This is a genomic window from Clostridium sp. BIOML-A1 (assembly GCF_009874105.1).
Taxonomy (GTDB): Bacteria; Bacillota; Clostridia; order Lachnospirales; family Lachnospiraceae; genus Coprococcus.
The window spans coordinates 38,999-54,355 of the sequence record NZ_WWTL01000009.1; the positions used below are offsets into that span (position 1 = coordinate 38,999).

Annotated in this window: 15 protein-coding genes; 13 read left to right on the forward strand and 2 right to left on the reverse strand. The window is 39.7% G+C overall.

Features of this window, described 5'->3' with window-relative positions; all coding sequences use genetic code 11:
* The first annotated feature begins 14 nt into the window (after positions 1-14).
* From GT641_RS08555 to GT641_RS08575, 5 genes are read left to right on the forward strand one after another with little or no spacing between them, the layout of a single operon-like run.
* Complete coding sequence (locus tag GT641_RS08555; RefSeq protein ID WP_008401585.1) at positions 15-737, forward strand: Stp1/IreP family PP2C-type Ser/Thr phosphatase; 723 nt, start codon at positions 15-17, stop codon at positions 735-737.
* Positions 738-751: 14 nt separating this feature from the next.
* Positions 752-2,971 (forward strand): Stk1 family PASTA domain-containing Ser/Thr kinase, encoded by a 2,220-nt coding sequence (gene pknB / locus GT641_RS08560; RefSeq protein ID WP_161117304.1) that lies wholly within the window; start codon positions 752-754, stop codon positions 2,969-2,971.
* Positions 2,972-2,979: 8 nt separating this feature from the next.
* A complete protein-coding gene (rsgA, locus tag GT641_RS08565) occupies positions 2,980-3,858 on the forward strand; it encodes a ribosome small subunit-dependent GTPase A (protein WP_119963237.1) in 879 nt (292 codons plus the stop codon).
* A complete protein-coding gene (gene rpe, locus GT641_RS08570) occupies positions 3,859-4,518 on the forward strand; it encodes a ribulose-phosphate 3-epimerase (RefSeq protein ID WP_161117305.1) in 660 nt (219 codons plus the stop codon).
* Between the two features lie 58 nt (positions 4,519-4,576).
* Positions 4,577-5,224, forward strand: coding sequence for a thiamine diphosphokinase (locus GT641_RS08575; protein WP_161117306.1), 648 nt, complete (start codon positions 4,577-4,579; stop codon positions 5,222-5,224).
* A gap of 166 nt (positions 5,225-5,390) precedes the next feature.
* On the opposite strand, the gene GT641_RS08580 is transcribed toward GT641_RS08575, so the two are convergent.
* Positions 5,391-7,382 (reverse strand): Na/Pi cotransporter family protein, encoded by a 1,992-nt coding sequence (locus tag GT641_RS08580; protein ID WP_274922254.1) that lies wholly within the window; start codon positions 7,380-7,382, stop codon positions 5,391-5,393.
* Between the two features lie 292 nt (positions 7,383-7,674).
* Here GT641_RS08580 and GT641_RS08585 point away from each other — a divergent pair, with 292 nt between their 5' ends.
* Together GT641_RS08585 and GT641_RS08590 are read left to right on the forward strand one after the other, a co-directional pair.
* The gene (locus GT641_RS08585; RefSeq protein WP_161117307.1) at positions 7,675-9,099 is read left to right on the forward strand and encodes a hypothetical protein; all 1,425 of its coding nucleotides are present in this window, start codon (positions 7,675-7,677) and stop codon (positions 9,097-9,099) included.
* Positions 9,096-9,551, forward strand: a complete 456-nt coding sequence (locus tag GT641_RS08590; protein ID WP_008401593.1) for a 23S rRNA (pseudouridine(1915)-N(3))-methyltransferase RlmH — start codon at positions 9,096-9,098, stop codon at positions 9,549-9,551. The genes GT641_RS08585 and GT641_RS08590 overlap by 4 nt, the downstream gene beginning before the upstream one ends.
* Here the strand turns inward: GT641_RS08590 and GT641_RS08595 are convergent.
* Positions 9,535-9,936 (reverse strand): 23S rRNA (pseudouridine(1915)-N(3))-methyltransferase RlmH, encoded by a 402-nt coding sequence (locus GT641_RS08595; RefSeq protein WP_119963233.1) that lies wholly within the window; start codon positions 9,934-9,936, stop codon positions 9,535-9,537. The genes GT641_RS08590 and GT641_RS08595 overlap by 17 nt on opposite strands.
* A gap of 184 nt (positions 9,937-10,120) precedes the next feature.
* Here GT641_RS08595 and GT641_RS08600 point away from each other — a divergent pair, with 184 nt between their 5' ends.
* From GT641_RS08600 to GT641_RS08625, 6 genes are all read left to right on the forward strand, one after another.
* Positions 10,121-10,930 carry a Cof-type HAD-IIB family hydrolase gene (locus GT641_RS08600; protein ID WP_243143727.1) on the forward strand — a complete coding sequence of 270 codons (810 nt, stop codon included), beginning with the start codon at positions 10,121-10,123 and terminating at the stop codon, positions 10,928-10,930.
* A gap of 137 nt (positions 10,931-11,067) precedes the next feature.
* Positions 11,068-12,300, forward strand: a complete 1,233-nt coding sequence (locus GT641_RS08605; protein ID WP_008401597.1) for an LCP family protein — start codon at positions 11,068-11,070, stop codon at positions 12,298-12,300.
* A gap of 193 nt (positions 12,301-12,493) precedes the next feature.
* The gene (gene pyrH, locus GT641_RS08610) at positions 12,494-13,195 is read left to right on the forward strand and encodes a UMP kinase (RefSeq protein WP_008401598.1); all 702 of its coding nucleotides are present in this window, start codon (positions 12,494-12,496) and stop codon (positions 13,193-13,195) included.
* Positions 13,196-13,216: 21 nt separating this feature from the next.
* Entirely contained in the window at positions 13,217-13,762 is a 546-nt protein-coding gene (gene frr / locus GT641_RS08615) for a ribosome recycling factor (RefSeq protein ID WP_008401599.1), read from the forward strand.
* A gap of 12 nt (positions 13,763-13,774) precedes the next feature.
* Positions 13,775-14,503 (forward strand): isoprenyl transferase, encoded by a 729-nt coding sequence (locus GT641_RS08620; protein WP_008401600.1) that lies wholly within the window; start codon positions 13,775-13,777, stop codon positions 14,501-14,503.
* A 12-nt stretch (positions 14,504-14,515) separates the two neighbouring features.
* Positions 14,516-15,313 carry a phosphatidate cytidylyltransferase gene (locus GT641_RS08625; protein ID WP_008401601.1) on the forward strand — a complete coding sequence of 266 codons (798 nt, stop codon included), beginning with the start codon at positions 14,516-14,518 and terminating at the stop codon, positions 15,311-15,313.
* The last annotated feature ends 44 nt before the right edge of the window (positions 15,314-15,357 follow it).

A 15,357-nucleotide genomic window follows, 5' to 3' on the forward strand; every position in this document is an offset into this window, starting at 1 on the left:
ACGGGAGGCAGCAAATGAGATCTGATGGAAGAACCGACATCGGTAAGAAAAGAGTTCAGAATCAGGACAGCATTTTCTTTACAGATGAGCCGATCGGACCATTACCCAATCTTTATATAGTGGCAGACGGAATGGGTGGTCATAAGGCAGGAGATGTTGCATCAAAGACTGCGATAGAATGTGTAACTGAATATATAAAAGAGAGTGCAATAAATAACTCGGTATCCGTTCTAAAAAGAGCGATTCTGTATGCCAATGACAAGATATATAAAATGGCAAAGGAAAATGAGGATTGGAAGGGAATGGGAACGACCCTTGTAGCTGCTGTATGTGAGGATGATATATTATATGTAGCAAATATCGGTGACAGCAGATTGTATTTCATAGATGATGAGATACGGCAGGTAACGATGGATCATTCACTGGTTGAAGAGCTGATCCGTTCCGGTCAGCTTGATCGAAATAAAGGACGTAACCATCCGGAAAAGAACATTATTACTAGAGCACTTGGAATATCTGACAAGATTATGACAGACTTTTTTGAATTAGAGATGAAACAGGGGGATGGAATCCTTCTTTGCTCAGATGGTCTTTCTAATATGCTTGAGGATGATGAGATAAAAGAAATCGTGTTGGAGAGCAGCGGGGATATAACAGCAGCGGTTGAAAAGTTGATAGACAGAGCGAATTACTATGGTGGTAGAGATAACATATCCGTAGTGGTAGCTGTAAAATAGTGAGAGGTGTAAGCATGTTAAATCCAGGAATGATACTCAGTAATCGTTATGAGATAATAGAATTGATCGGTACAGGCGGTATGTCAGAAGTCTATAAGGCAAAATGCCATGTACTGAACAGATATGTTGCAATTAAAGTATTAAAACCGGAATTTAGTTCTGATGTAAATTTTGTTACAAAGTTTAGAATTGAAGCACAGTCCGCAGCCGGACTTTCTCATCCGAATATCGTAAACGTATATGATGTCGGAGAGGATAATGGTATCTATTATATAGTAATGGAACTTGTAGAGGGCATTACTTTAAAAGAATATATTCAGAAAAAAGGCAGACTGCTGCCTGAGCAGGCAATTGATTTTTCTATTCAGATAGCCCAAGGCCTGGAGGTAGCTCATCAGAACCATACGATCCACCGAGATATTAAGCCGCAGAATATTATTGTATCGAAAAATGGCGGAATCAAGGTTACAGATTTTGGTATTGCCAGAGCTGCTTCATCAAATACAATGACAGCGAATGCAATGGGAAGTGTACATTATATTTCTCCGGAGCAGGCAAGAGGCGGCTTCAGTGATGAGAGAAGCGATATATATTCTCTTGGTATCACCATGTATGAGATGGTTACGGGACATGTTCCGTTTGAAGGCGAGAATAATGTTGCAGTCGCTCTTATGCATATACAGGGAGAGATGGTTTCTCCTAGAGAATATTATCCGGATATTCCAACCAGTCTGGAAAAGATAATTTTAAAATGCACACAGAAGAAAGCAGAACGCAGATATTTAACTGCAAGCGCATTGATTGCAGATTTGAAACGCGTACAGGCAAATCCTGACATAGATTGTGTTGTAGTTCCACCGGTTGTACCGAATTCACCAACGGTAGAGATCACATCAGATGAGATGAAAGCGATCAAAGAGGGTAGACAGATGAATGAAGCACCTGTTGTTGAGGAAACTCCGTCAAGTGTAGTGGAACGTCCGGATATTACGCCAATCATTCCGCCATCCAAATTTGATAATCTGTTTGACGATGATGACGATGATGATTCATATGGTGATGAGGGGATGACTCCGGAGGACGATGATGATAATGAGATCGAGGAATTGGATCCGAAGCTTAAGAAGATTATTATGATATCCAGTGTAGCAGTTGTGATTATCATTGCGATTCTTGTTGCAATCCTGATTCTTAAGATTACAAGCCCCGGTGGACTTGGAGGAATATTCTCCGGAAATAATAAAAAGACAGAAAACAGTTCAGAAGAAAATTCAGGAGATCCCACCGAAGATGGATCTACAGATGAGGATACTTCGGATAAGGCGACGATTCCTATGGTCAATGTAGTAGGTCTTTATAAGACGGCTGCAGAAGAAGAATTAAAGAAAGCAGGATTTACTGCATATACAATTGAGACGGCAACAGATGATAAGGTAGAAGAAGGTTATGTTATCAGTCAGAGTGTAGATGAAGGAACAGCGATTCCTGCTGATGAAAAAATTGTTATCACGATATCAGAGGGAAAAGAAGATGTCGAAGTACCTGATGTAAGAGGTTATTCGGATGATCAGGCAACTACACTTCTTACGGAAGCCGGATTTGTTGTTACTCACGGTTATGAATACGATGATACGGTAGAGAAAAATAAGGTTATCAGTCAGTCGCCGGAAGGAAAAACGATGCAGAAATCCGGTTCAACAGTTAAGATCATAATAAGCAATGGTAAAGAGGTTGAGGAAGTTGAGGTTCCGAATCTGCTTGGTAAATCTGAAAGCAAGGCAGCCAATTTGTTGGAAAATGCAGGATTAAGCGGTAAAGTATCGCATGCAAACAGTGATGAGGTTAAGAAAGGCCAGGTTATCAGTCAGGATGTTTCGGCCGGCTCGTCTGTAGAAAAAGGTTCAACAGTTGGTTATGTGATCAGTGATGGACCGGAAAAAGTAACATATTCTGTTAAATTTACAGGAAGTATAACAAATTCCGGATTTGATTTTGCAACCTTTGGAAATGTAACAGTTAATGTTACCTATACGGTTGGTGACGCAACCTATAAGTTGTATTCCGGAGCTGCAGGAGAAGATTCGTTCCCTCTGGATATAGGATCTGCAGATCCTATCGGTGGCTTATCGCAGAACTCCGGTACATTTGCAGTAACAATCACGGATTCAGATGGAATAGATGTAACATCAAGCTTTAATACCAGTGGTTTGTCTGCGTCATTCTCAAAGGAATAGGAGAGATTATGACAGGAAAGATCATAAAAGGTATTGGAGGTTTCTACTATGTCGTCTGCGAAAATGGCGTCACATATGAGTGTAAAGCAAAAGGAGTTTTTCGAAATCGAAAGATCAAGCCTTTAGTTGGTGACAATGTAGAGATAGAGATATTAGATGCGGAGAAGAATCTGGGCAATATTGAAGATATATTGCCCAGATTTAACTGGTTAAACAGACCTGCAGTTGCAAACGTAGATCAGACTGTAATTATTTTTGCAGTGTCTGCACCAGCACCTAACTTCAATCTGCTTGACCGCTTTCTGATCAATATGGAGCAGCATGAAGTTCCGACTATAATCTGCTTTAATAAGATAGATTTGGAAGGATTTCGTCAAAGTGAGGATATATGCAGATCTTATACAAAGAGCGGATATGAAGTGTTGTTTATCAGTGCGGAGAGTGGTTATGGAATCAATACATTAGAAGCAGTTATAAAAGGAAAGACAACGGTATTCGCAGGTCCGTCAGGAGTAGGTAAATCCTCAACGCTTAATTCGTTGTTTCCGGATGCAAATGTACAAACTGGTGGATTAAGTGAAAAGATACAGCGTGGAAAGCATACAACGAGGCATTCAGAGCTGATGTTTGTAGATGATGATACTTATATTATGGATACACCGGGTTTCAGTTCGTTATATACAGAAGGAATCGAAGCAGAAGATCTGAAGCTGTATTTTCCTGAGATTGCAGCATATACAGGAACCTGCAAATTCAATATGTGTAATCATATCAGTGAACCGGGATGTCTGGTAAAAGAAGCCGTCGGTGATGGAAGGATCAGTAAGATGCGGTATGATGATTATGTCATGATATACAATGAATTAAAAGAAAAGAGGAAATGGTAAATGTTAAAGCTGTCACCTTCAGTATTATCTGCGGATTTTGGACATCTGGCAGAAGATATACAGATCATAGATCAGGCAGGAAGTGAATATATTCATCTGGATGTTATGGATGGGTCCTTTGTGCCGAATATTTCATTTGGAGCACCGGTTATCAAGAGTGTTCGTCCGGTATCTGATAAGGTGTTTGATGTTCATCTTATGATTGATGAACCGACGCGTTTCTTACAGGATTATAAGAATTGCGGAGCAGATATCGTAACAGTACATGTAGAAGCCTGCAAGCACCTTCACAGAACCATCGCAGCCATAAAAGAGCTGGGAATGAAAGCCGGAGTTGCATTAAATCCTGCAACACCATTATCAGTAATTGATTATGTATTAGAGGATGTAGATATGGTTCTGATCATGTCGGTAAATCCGGGTTTTGGCGGACAGAAATTTATTCCGTCTTCTCTGCGGAAGATTGCAGAGACCAGAAAACTGTTAAACAGCCGTGGACTTCAGACGGATATTCAGGTGGATGGTGGTGTTACCCTTGCAAATGCAGCAGAGATTATTCGGGCAGGAGCGAATGTATTGGTTGCCGGTTCGGCAGTATTTAAAGGGGACAAGACAGAGAACGTAAAAGCCTTCCGTAAGATTTTTTCAGAAATACAGTAGATAGTAATAAAAAGGCGGAAAGTAGATCTGCTGTCTGCCGGAACAGGTAACAGGATAGATGAATCGATATTTAATCGTTACAGGAGGAACCGTTTCAAAAAGATTGCTTGAAACGGTTCTTTCCGATTATGATTTTCAAAAAATAATAGCATGTGATAAAGGACTTGAGATCTGTAAGGAATGTAATATACTGCCGAATCTGATCATTGGAGACTTTGATTCTGCAAAGATAGATGTCGTAGCGGCATATCGGGGAAAGACAGAATTTCTGGATCTGGATACACATAAGGATTTTACAGATACCCATGTTGCAATCTCGTATATACTGGAGCAGGAGATCAGACCGGATGAAGTAATTCTGGTTGGAGCAACCGGAACCCGTATGGATCATACCCTTGCCAATATTGGCTTATTAAAGCAGTTTGCAGAGGCCGGAATATCGGCATATCTGATCGACGAGCATAACAGGATCACGATGACAGCACACCGGCATATTGTGAAGCGTAACGATGCATACAGATATGTGTCACTGCTTCCATATACGGAACAGGTGACCGGAGTAACGCTTCATGGTTTTTATTATAATGCGCAGGGGCTTACATTGAAGCTTGGAGAAAGCATCGGCGTCAGCAATGAGCTGATCGCAGAGAGCGGCCTGATCGAATTTGAATCCGGATTGTTAATTGTAATTGAAAGCCGTGATTGAGATAGAGTCATTATGTATATCTGTCTATACGATATACAATATCAGATAATAATAAAATGCAGTATCAAAGAATAAAAGAAAATAAAAAAGATACTCTGAAAGCAAAGGACCTGTATGATCCCGTGATCAGAGTATCTTTTTATAATACTTATTATCAGAATAATCTTTATTTTTTCTTAGAGTCTTTCTTCTGTTTTACTTTTTCAATCTTTGCCTTTTTGATTTCTTTTAATTTAGGCTCTTTTTTGGTATGCTGTTCGTTTTTATCTGCCTTAGCTGTGTTCAGATCCACAGATTTCGGAGCAGAAGATTTATTTGCATCTGATTGCGAGATCTTATGTTCCAGCTCTGACAGGCTCGCTTTATACTTTTCGGTGATCGGATCAGAGTACAGAGACATGTAGTAACAGTAGAGTGCTTTGTATTCTTCGGAGGTCTTATATCCATTTGTGTAGATATGACCATGCATTTCGTCAAAGGAATCTGTAGTTAATTTCTTTGCAATATGAAGTCCGATATTGGAACAGTGACTTCCGATACGATCCAGACTGGTCAGGATATCTACAAGAGCAAAACCACCGTCGATATCGCAGTCTCCGGTCTGTAAACGGATAACATGGTGATCTTTGATGATCTCTTTTACCTCTGTGATCGACTGAGCAAGCGGTTCGATACGGGAAACAGCAGTCAGATCATCATTTTTAAAAGCAGTAAAGGTTGTATCGATGATATTGGCTGTAGCCTGTAAGAGCGTATTGATCTCCATGGTTCCCTGTGTAGAGAAGGAGATCTTTTCATCGGAGATCTTTCTGCTGACGATCAGAAGATTTTCACAGTGGTCACCGATTCGTTCCAGGTCACTGACACTGTTTAATAATTCCGATGCCAGCTTTCGTTCGGATGAATGCAGTCGCTTGGAGGTGATCTTTAACAGATATTCGTTTAACGCACTTTCGCATTTATCAATGAACATCTCATTTTCCAGAAGTTTTCCGGCAGTTTCTTCATTATATTCCGATAATAACTGACTTCCAAGTTCGAAGTTTTCCTTGATGGAGTCTGTCATGGAGAACATTACCTTCTGTGCCTGGGTAAGAGCGATGTTTGGTGTATCAAGAAGCATTGGATCGAGAGACGCAAGCTCTTTGTCAATCTTGGATTCCATATCGTCACCGATGATCTTACCGGTCAGATCTGCGATCTTATTTGCGAATGGAAGCAGTAGGATCGCAATGATAAAGTTAAACATAAAATGCAGGTTTGCAATTACACCACGGTTGATGATCTTATCCATGAATGGGAATGTGATAAACAACTGAAGTCCATAGATCACAACAACGAAGAAGATCGCACCGATAATATTAAATAACAGATAGGACATGGCAACACGTTTTGCCTTTTTGTTTGCACCGATACTGCCGAGCAGGATCGCGAAACACTTTCCTATATTAATACCGATAATAATTGGAATCGAAGAACCATAGGAAACAACTCCTGTTGAGGATAATGCCTGAAGGATACCGACCGAAGCAGAGGAACTCTGGATGATCGCTGTTAAGATAAGACCGATCAGGATACCAAGGAGTGGATTGCTGAAAGAAATGAACAGGTTCTGGAAGGTTTCGGATTCTTTTAAAGGAGCGAACACAGCTTCCATTGTATTCATACCAAGGAATAAGATACCAAGACCGACTAAGATACCGGCGATATCTTTATGTTTTTTCTTATGGGCAAACAGAATGATAAAAGCACCAATACCGATCAGAACGGGTGCAAAAGAAGACGGTTTTAATAATTTGAGGATAAACATATCTTCGCCAAGATCACCAAGCCGCAGAATCTGTGCAGTTGCGGTGCTGCCGACATTGGCACCAAATACTACCGGAATTGCCTGACTGAGCTTCATAATACCGGCATTTACAAAACCGATCAGCATGATCGTAGTTGCTGCTGAACTCTGAATGATCGCTGTGACACCGGTACCGAGCCCAAAGCCTTTAATCGCACCGGTTGCCTGACTTTTACCGGTCGTCAGTTTTTCAAGTATCCGTTCCAGACTTCCTCCTGCCAGATTTTTCAGGGAATCACCCATCATGTTCATTCCAAACAGGAAAAGCCCTACGCCTCCCAGTAAAGTCAGAATTGAAAAAAAGTCCACGTCCATATCCTCCTGTGAAAAAATAACTTATTTAATGTCAAATCAATGTAATTAAATTGTAAATCAAATTTTACATACTTGGGTATTATAACATAGATTATTTTCATGTTCTATATTTTTTATTATGAAGCACAGAAATTTGGAATATTACATATATTTTAAAAAGAATTCTGGAAAAAATATATAATATGGTCTTGACAGTACAGAGAACTTGGTGAGAACATAAGGCGGAAGGAAAAACTGTGTTTATGATAAAGTTGAATGGAATGAATATAAATTTGGGAGAGAAAAAATGATACGAAAAAAGCAGGATGATCTAAATGGAATGCAGCTTGCCGGAAATAATTCAATGGCCGAGGTTCTGCTATGGGCGTTAATCTTATTACCACCGGTTATTGCTGTAAATGGAGCAGGGGTTTGTTTTATTCATATAGGATTGTTTGCAGGGATAACCTTTGCCTGCCTTTTCCTTGTAAAAAGGTTACGTTCTTATCGGGATATTTCAGGAAAAGAAATTTCTGATATGGGTGATTTTCTGTACGCCAGATATTCTTCTTTTATTATAAAAGAGATGTTCATGTGTGTTTGGCTGATCCTGACCGGAATGATCACAATGGGTATTCTCAGTTATATTGGAAAATATCTTAGTGGTGCGACAAACCAACATATGATCGTGGTTGTATGTGTGATTTCATTATTTTGCGTATGTTCTATGTGTTTTATAAGTCGCAGGATAAGAAGTACTGTAAGAAATATTATATATACATTGATGGTGGTGATGTTTCTTGTACTTGTCATATGGCTGTTTGCGGTGAATACGCCGGCTGAGATACTGGATACTTACGGTAAAGTTCATTTGTCGGGTGGAACAAGTACATATCTCAATATTTTGTATTATGATGGAAGAGGTATAGGGGTTTCTCATATTATATCCATGCTTGGAATGGGACTTGGGTGTCTGGGATTACCATTTTTGTTCCATGGAGCAATGGAAGCAAGAGATGTACGCAGTCTGGATCGCGGACGTGTTCTTTCCATAATATATACAGGTATAGCTGTTGTGATTCTTAGTGTATGGGCGTTGTTAAATGTTGTCAGCATGTATCCGTTAAAAGCCAGTGAAGATATTGAAATGGGAAAACTGCTTGATATCTATATTACGTCATTATGTTATAAAGAGGAGTATCCGTTGTTTTTCCGATATATAGCCGGTGGACTGTTCTTATGTGCCGTGATCTGTCTGTTGGAACGCATTTATACAATGATGTTTGATCTGTTATTTGGTATGGTTGGATACGAGAAAAAGATCCGGTCAAAAACTCTGATAACCGGGATTGATTTGATGGCTGCTTTGTTTTTTACAGGATTTATTGCTGTAATGTCGATAATTATTCAGAATAATTACCGGGAAATATTATATATTGCATGGGATTATTCAGCTGCGATAGCAGCAGTCTGTATACTGCCGATTTTGTGGAGAGAGACCAGTAAGGCAGGAATCATTTCGGGTTTTTTTACAGGTCTTGCTGTCTGTACGATCTGGAGATTTATTCCTCTCCTTGAGAATCAGACACTTGCAAATGCAACAGAGCTAGGAAGCGGGGTTGCAGCATTTATCATCAGTCTGGCAGTTACGGTTATTGTAAGTATGTTTACACATAAGGCAGATGAAGCAGAGAATAAATTATTTGAACAGATTAAATTGGAGCAGAAATGACATTTAAAATAGTGTGTGTGGGTAGAATAAAAGAGACGTATTACACTGATATGATCGATGCATATAAAAGACAGATCGGCAGAAAACATGAACTTGTGATCATACAGCATGAAGATGAGAAAATACCACAAAATGCATCAGATACGATAAAAAAGAAAATTGTTGATACAGAGAGCCACAAATGCATGGAAAGTATTGGAAAATCAGAATATGTGATAGCGTTGTGCATTAATGGAAAGAAGTGTACAACAGAGTTATTAAGAGAAAAGATACGGCAGGCAGAAGACAGAGGGATTACGACAGTTACATTTCTGATCGGAGGCTCACTTGGGATGTCAGATGAACTGATTCGAAAGGCAGATTTTAAGCTTAGTTATTCAAATATGACATTTCCACATCAGTTAATGCGTGTCATGTTGCTTGATCAGCTTCAGATTATTTGTGATATGTAATATGGTTGTTGATCGTATAAGCACGATATAACTGTTCTGTAAATGCGATAAGAGTTACTTCATCGGACATGGACATACTGGAAATAAAGAAGCTTTCATTATAAGCATCTGATGCCGGAAAACCGATATAATAACAGATGTGAGAGTACCCGTTTACATTCATCCGGTTGATCTTGGATGCAAACTGTTCGGAGGATATGGTCTGAGTGCCTGCCTTATCGGGAAGAAGCTGGATGTTATACGCATCCTGAACAGGCTTCGGAGTTTTTTTGCATGGAATGACGGTGACCTTACAGAAAGGGGAAAGTCGTTTTATATATTCCGTAACAGCGTCTTTTGTACCGGCTGATATTTTTTTCTGATTAACAAAAAGCTCGTAATTCATGGTATTTCCTCACAATTTTAATAAAAAAGATGCATTTATGATTGGTTATTATAATACAATCACGCGGTAGTTTACAAGAAAAGAAAATTACGGTATGAGATTCTTTTTTTTTCGGCAAACTACTGGACAAAGCTGCAAATCTAATATATATTATCAATTTGATTACACATAATGGAGAAAAATGATGAAGAAGATTATTGCATTAGATATTGATGGCACACTTACAAATTCAAAAAAAGAAGTGACACAGCCGACACTTGATAAGATCATCGAGATACAGAAGAAGGGACATGTAGTAGCAATTGCTTCAGGCAGACCGCTTCCCGGGATCAGAAAGATAGCTGATACATTGAAGCTTGATAAATATGAAGGCTATGTACTTGCATTTAATGGTGGAAGAATCGTTGATTATAAGACAGGAGAAGTGGTATATCAGGCATGTGTCGATAATGATATTGCACGGAGAATCTATGATTATTGTGTGAAAAAGAAGATTGGAATGGTTACTTATGAAGGAGATACAGTTATCACAGGTACGCCGATCGACGAATATATGAGTCTTGAAGCAAGATTGAATTTTATGGAGATACATCAGGTGGACAATTTCAAAGAGTATATTGATTTTCCGCTGAACAAATGTCTTCTGACGGCGGAAAGTACTGTTGCAGAACAGGTGGAACAGGAATTAAATGCACTATATGGAGATAAAGTTACAGTTTTTCGTTCCGAACCGTTCTTTGTAGAGATCATGCCGAAGAACGTCCATAAGGCAACTTCGCTTGAAAAGCTTTTGAAATATCTGGATATGGATGTCAAGGATCTGATCGCATGCGGAGATGGATTTAACGACTTGACCATGATAGAGTATGCGGGAGTCGGAGTGGCAATGGGAAATGCACAGCAGATCGTAAAAGATCATGCGGATTATATCACACTTACTAATGATGAAGATGGTCTGGTTCCGGTGATCGAGAAGTTTATTTTAAATTTATAGTGTAAATGTTATATTTTTATGAACAGGTTGAATTTGAAATATGTTTGTAGTAGAATACACTTTGTTTATTCGTAAATAATTGACAGTAACTGATTTGATGTGACAGATCAGATGTACAAATGCATAGGAGAATAAAAATGAGCGATAATATTTTTAGCGATGAAGATTTTGACGATTATAATGATACAGATGATGTTCATTACGAGAAATCACCGGCCAGAGAACCGGTAAGAAGAAGCGCTTCCGGAAATGGTAGAAAAAAGAGAAAGAAGAAAAGCAGAAACAAACCATGGATTATTGCATTGATCGTAGAAGTACTTGTGATCATCCTTGGAGTTGTATTATTTGTAAATGCTTATATCAATTCTGCCCTTGGCAAGATGCACTACGAGAAGTTAGAGGGTGTAAAGGCCAATGATGACCTGTCAGAAGAAACAGTAAAGAAGATGACCGGATATACGACGATTGCATTGTTTGGTGTTGACAGCCGAGATATTGATATGGTAGAGAACGGAGCACGTTCTGATGCGATCATTATTGTAAGCATCAATAATGACACACAGGAAGTCAAGATGTCTTCCGTATATCGTGATACTTATTTAGAGCTTGCCAATGACTCACAGAGTTATGAAAAAGTAACACATGCATATGCATATGGCGGTGCCAAGGAAGCAATCAATACATTAAATAAGAATCTTGACCTGAATATCACAGCTTATGTAACTGTAAATTTCAAGGCACTTACAGAAGCAATCGATGCACTTGGTGGCCTTGATATCGAATTGAAGTCCAGCGAGCTTGACAAGCTGAATCAGTGTATCGATGAACAGCAGAGAGTCAATGGCATCCAGTCTTCTTATGTATATGAGACAGGTGTTGTACATCTCGATGGTGTTCAGGCTACCGCATATGCAAGAATCCGAAGTACAGACCAGGGAGATATCACAAGAGCATGGAGACAGAGAAAGGTTATCAGCCTTATGATCGAAAAGGCAAAGAGTGCCGGAATCTCCAAGTTAAATGACTGTCTGAATGCAGTTGTAGATGATATCAGCTCCAGCCTTACAAAGAAAGAGATCATGGATCTTGCAACGAACTGCTTCAATTACAAACTGAAATCCTCAACCGGTTTCCCATTTACATGGTCAACACCGACACTTGGAAGCAAGGGAAGTCTGGTTGTAGCAGGAGATCTGGAGAACAATGTAGTTGTTCTTCACAGATATCTGTTTAACGATTATGATTATGTTCCATCCCAGACAGTTAAAAATATCAGTGCAAATATCATCAACGATACAGGATATTATAACCAGATCGATCTGGATACGTTTACAGTAGAAGATGATCCGGATTCAATTGTTAATGAATAGTATATAGAAACATATCAGAAACGAAAGAACATCATGAAACCAGTCGGATTTTGTGGTGTTCTTTTTGTTATGGAGAACAGATCCGGAGCTACGATAATTTGAATAAAATCTTTCCAACTTCCTGTTTGAAATATAGTTATATTGTGCTATACTAGGATAGAAAAATTTTGAGAAAACATAAGAGGTTACAATTATGGAAATGAACAGAGTGTTATTGAAACTTAGTGGAGAAGCACTTGCCGGAGAAAAAAAGCAGGGCTTTGATGAAAAGACTGTATATGATGTTGCCGGACAGGTGAAGAAGATTCTGGATAAAGGAATCCAGCTTTGTGTAGTAATCGGTGGTGGTAATTTCTGGCGTGGCAGAACCTCAGAAAATATGGATCGTGTAAAAGCAGATTCAATCGGCATGCTTGCAACTGTTATGAACTGTATCTATACCGCAGATGCTTTTCGTGTATTCGGAATCAAATCACATATCATGACCCCATTTGCATGTGGAACAATGACAGAGCTGTTCAACCGTGATAAAGCTGTAAAATATATGGAGCAGGGAGAAGTTGTTTTCTTTGCCGGAGGAATCGGACATCCGTATTTCTCAACAGATATGGCAACTGTTCTTATGGCGGTTGAAGTAAAGGCAGATGTAGTCTTATCTGCAAAAGCAATTGACGGCGTATATGACAGTGATCCTAAGACAAATCCAAATGCAAAGAAATATGACAGCATGCAGATGAAAGACATTGTTGATAATAAGCTTGGAGTTATCGATCTTGCATCTGCAGTTCTTGCAATGGAAAACAAAATGCCGATGATGTTATTCGGCTTAAATGGTGAAGACAGTATTGTAAAGGCCGTTACCGGTGGCTTTACAGGAACATATGTGAACGTATAAATAAACAGGAGGAACAAAGATATGTTGACACAGTACGAAGAGAAAATGACGAAGACAGTTGAAAACCTGGAAGGGGAATATGCTACGATCCGTGCAGGACGTGCCAACCCTAACATTTTAAATAAGATCAAGGTAGAATATTATGGTGTACCGACACCGATGCAGCAGCTTGCAAATATCACCGTACCGGAAGCAAGAACGCTGATGATCGCACCATGGGAGCCATCACTGGTAAAGGCGATCGAGAAGGCGATCCTGAATTCAGATCTTGGGCTGACACCAAACAATGACGGTAAGAACATCATCCTGAATTTCCCTGAACTGACAGAGGAAAGAAGAAAAGAGATTGTTAAGGATATTAAGAAAAAAGGTGAGAATGCAAAAGTTGCTATCCGTAATGTCAGAAGAGATGCAAACGATGCGATCAAGAAGATGGAGAAAGCCGGAGATATCTCAGAGGATGAATTAAAGACAAACGAGGATAAGATCCAGAAGATGACAGACAAGTATGTTGGTCTGATTGATAAGGCTATTGAGAAGAAATCAACAGAGATTTTAACTGTTTAATTTGGAGTAATTATGAATAAAGAAATAAATGGAGAAATGATCAATATTCCTGAGCATGTTGCGATCATCATGGATGGAAACGGAAGATGGGCGAAGAAACGACTGATGCCAAGAACCTATGGACATTCAGAGGGCGCAAAGGCAATCGAGCGAACATGCGAGAATGCAGATGAACTTGGTATTAAATACCTGACTGTATACGCATTTTCTACCGAGAACTGGAAACGTTCAGTAGAGGAAGTATCTACGATCATGAATATTTTCCGTAAGTATCTGGTTGACAGCATCGAGCGATCCAATCGGAATAACATGCGCGTAAGGATCATCGGTAAGCGCGAGGATCTTCCGGAGGATATCGTGGAGAAGATGTATAATCTGGAGAAAGCTACAGCAAATAATACAGGACTTCAGTTTTCTGTAGCGATTAACTATGGCGGACGGGATGAGATCACAAGAGCGGTCAGACAGATTGCATCCGACTGTATGGCTGGAAAGCTATCACCGGATGCGGTTACAGAGGATACAGTCAGTTCCTACCTCGATACAAAGGAACTGACGGATCCGGATCTGTTGATTCGTACCAGCGGAGAGCTTCGGACATCGAATTTTCTTCCATGGCAGATCGCATATTCGGAATTTTATTTTACGGATGTGTTATGGCCGGACTTTGATATGGACGAGCTGGTCAATGCATGCCGGTATTACAGTCATAGAGACCGTCGGTATGGCGGGGTAAAATAAAGAGGAAATAATATGTTTAAACAACGGGCAATCAGTGCAGTGATCCTGGTGATCATTGCAGCAATCACACTTTATTTTGGCGGAGCACTTACATGTCTGGTAATGTGTGCGGTTTCGCTGATCGGTGTGATGGAGTTACTTCGTATATATGGGCTGAACAAGAAAGGACTTGGATATGCAGCTTACGGTGCAACGGTTTTTTATTATGCATTGTTGTATTTTGACCTGCATCAGTTTATATTACCGTTGATCGCGGTCTATATGCTGGTCATCCTTGCAATCTATGTGCTCACATATCCGAATTACAAAGATAAAGAGATCATGGCGGCATTTTTTGCATTTGTATATGTAGGTGTAATGTTGTCGTATGTGTATCTCATACGAGATATGAAACATGGACTGATTCTTGTTCTGCTGATCTTTGTCAGTTCCTGGGGTAATGATACCTGTGCCTATCTGGTCGGACGTGCGATCGGTAAGCACAAGATGTCACCGATCTTAAGCCCGAAGAAGAGTATCGAGGGCCTGATCGGCGGAATCGTTGGAGCAGGAATATTAGGTGTTGTATTTGGTTTGATTTATAATCATTTCATGCAGGTTGCACATTCTGTATGGATATTTGCATTGATCGGAGCTGTATGTGCGTTGCCTGCAGTTATCGGGGATCTGGCGGCTTCTGCAATCAAGAGAAATAATGATATCAAAGATTATGGCAAGCTGATACCGGGACATGGCGGAATCCTTGACCGGTTTGACAGTATTATATTTACAGCACCAATTATGTATTATCTTATATTATATTTGTTGTAATCAGAAAAAGCAGTGTGGGAGAGCGTACAGATGAACTGTGCTCA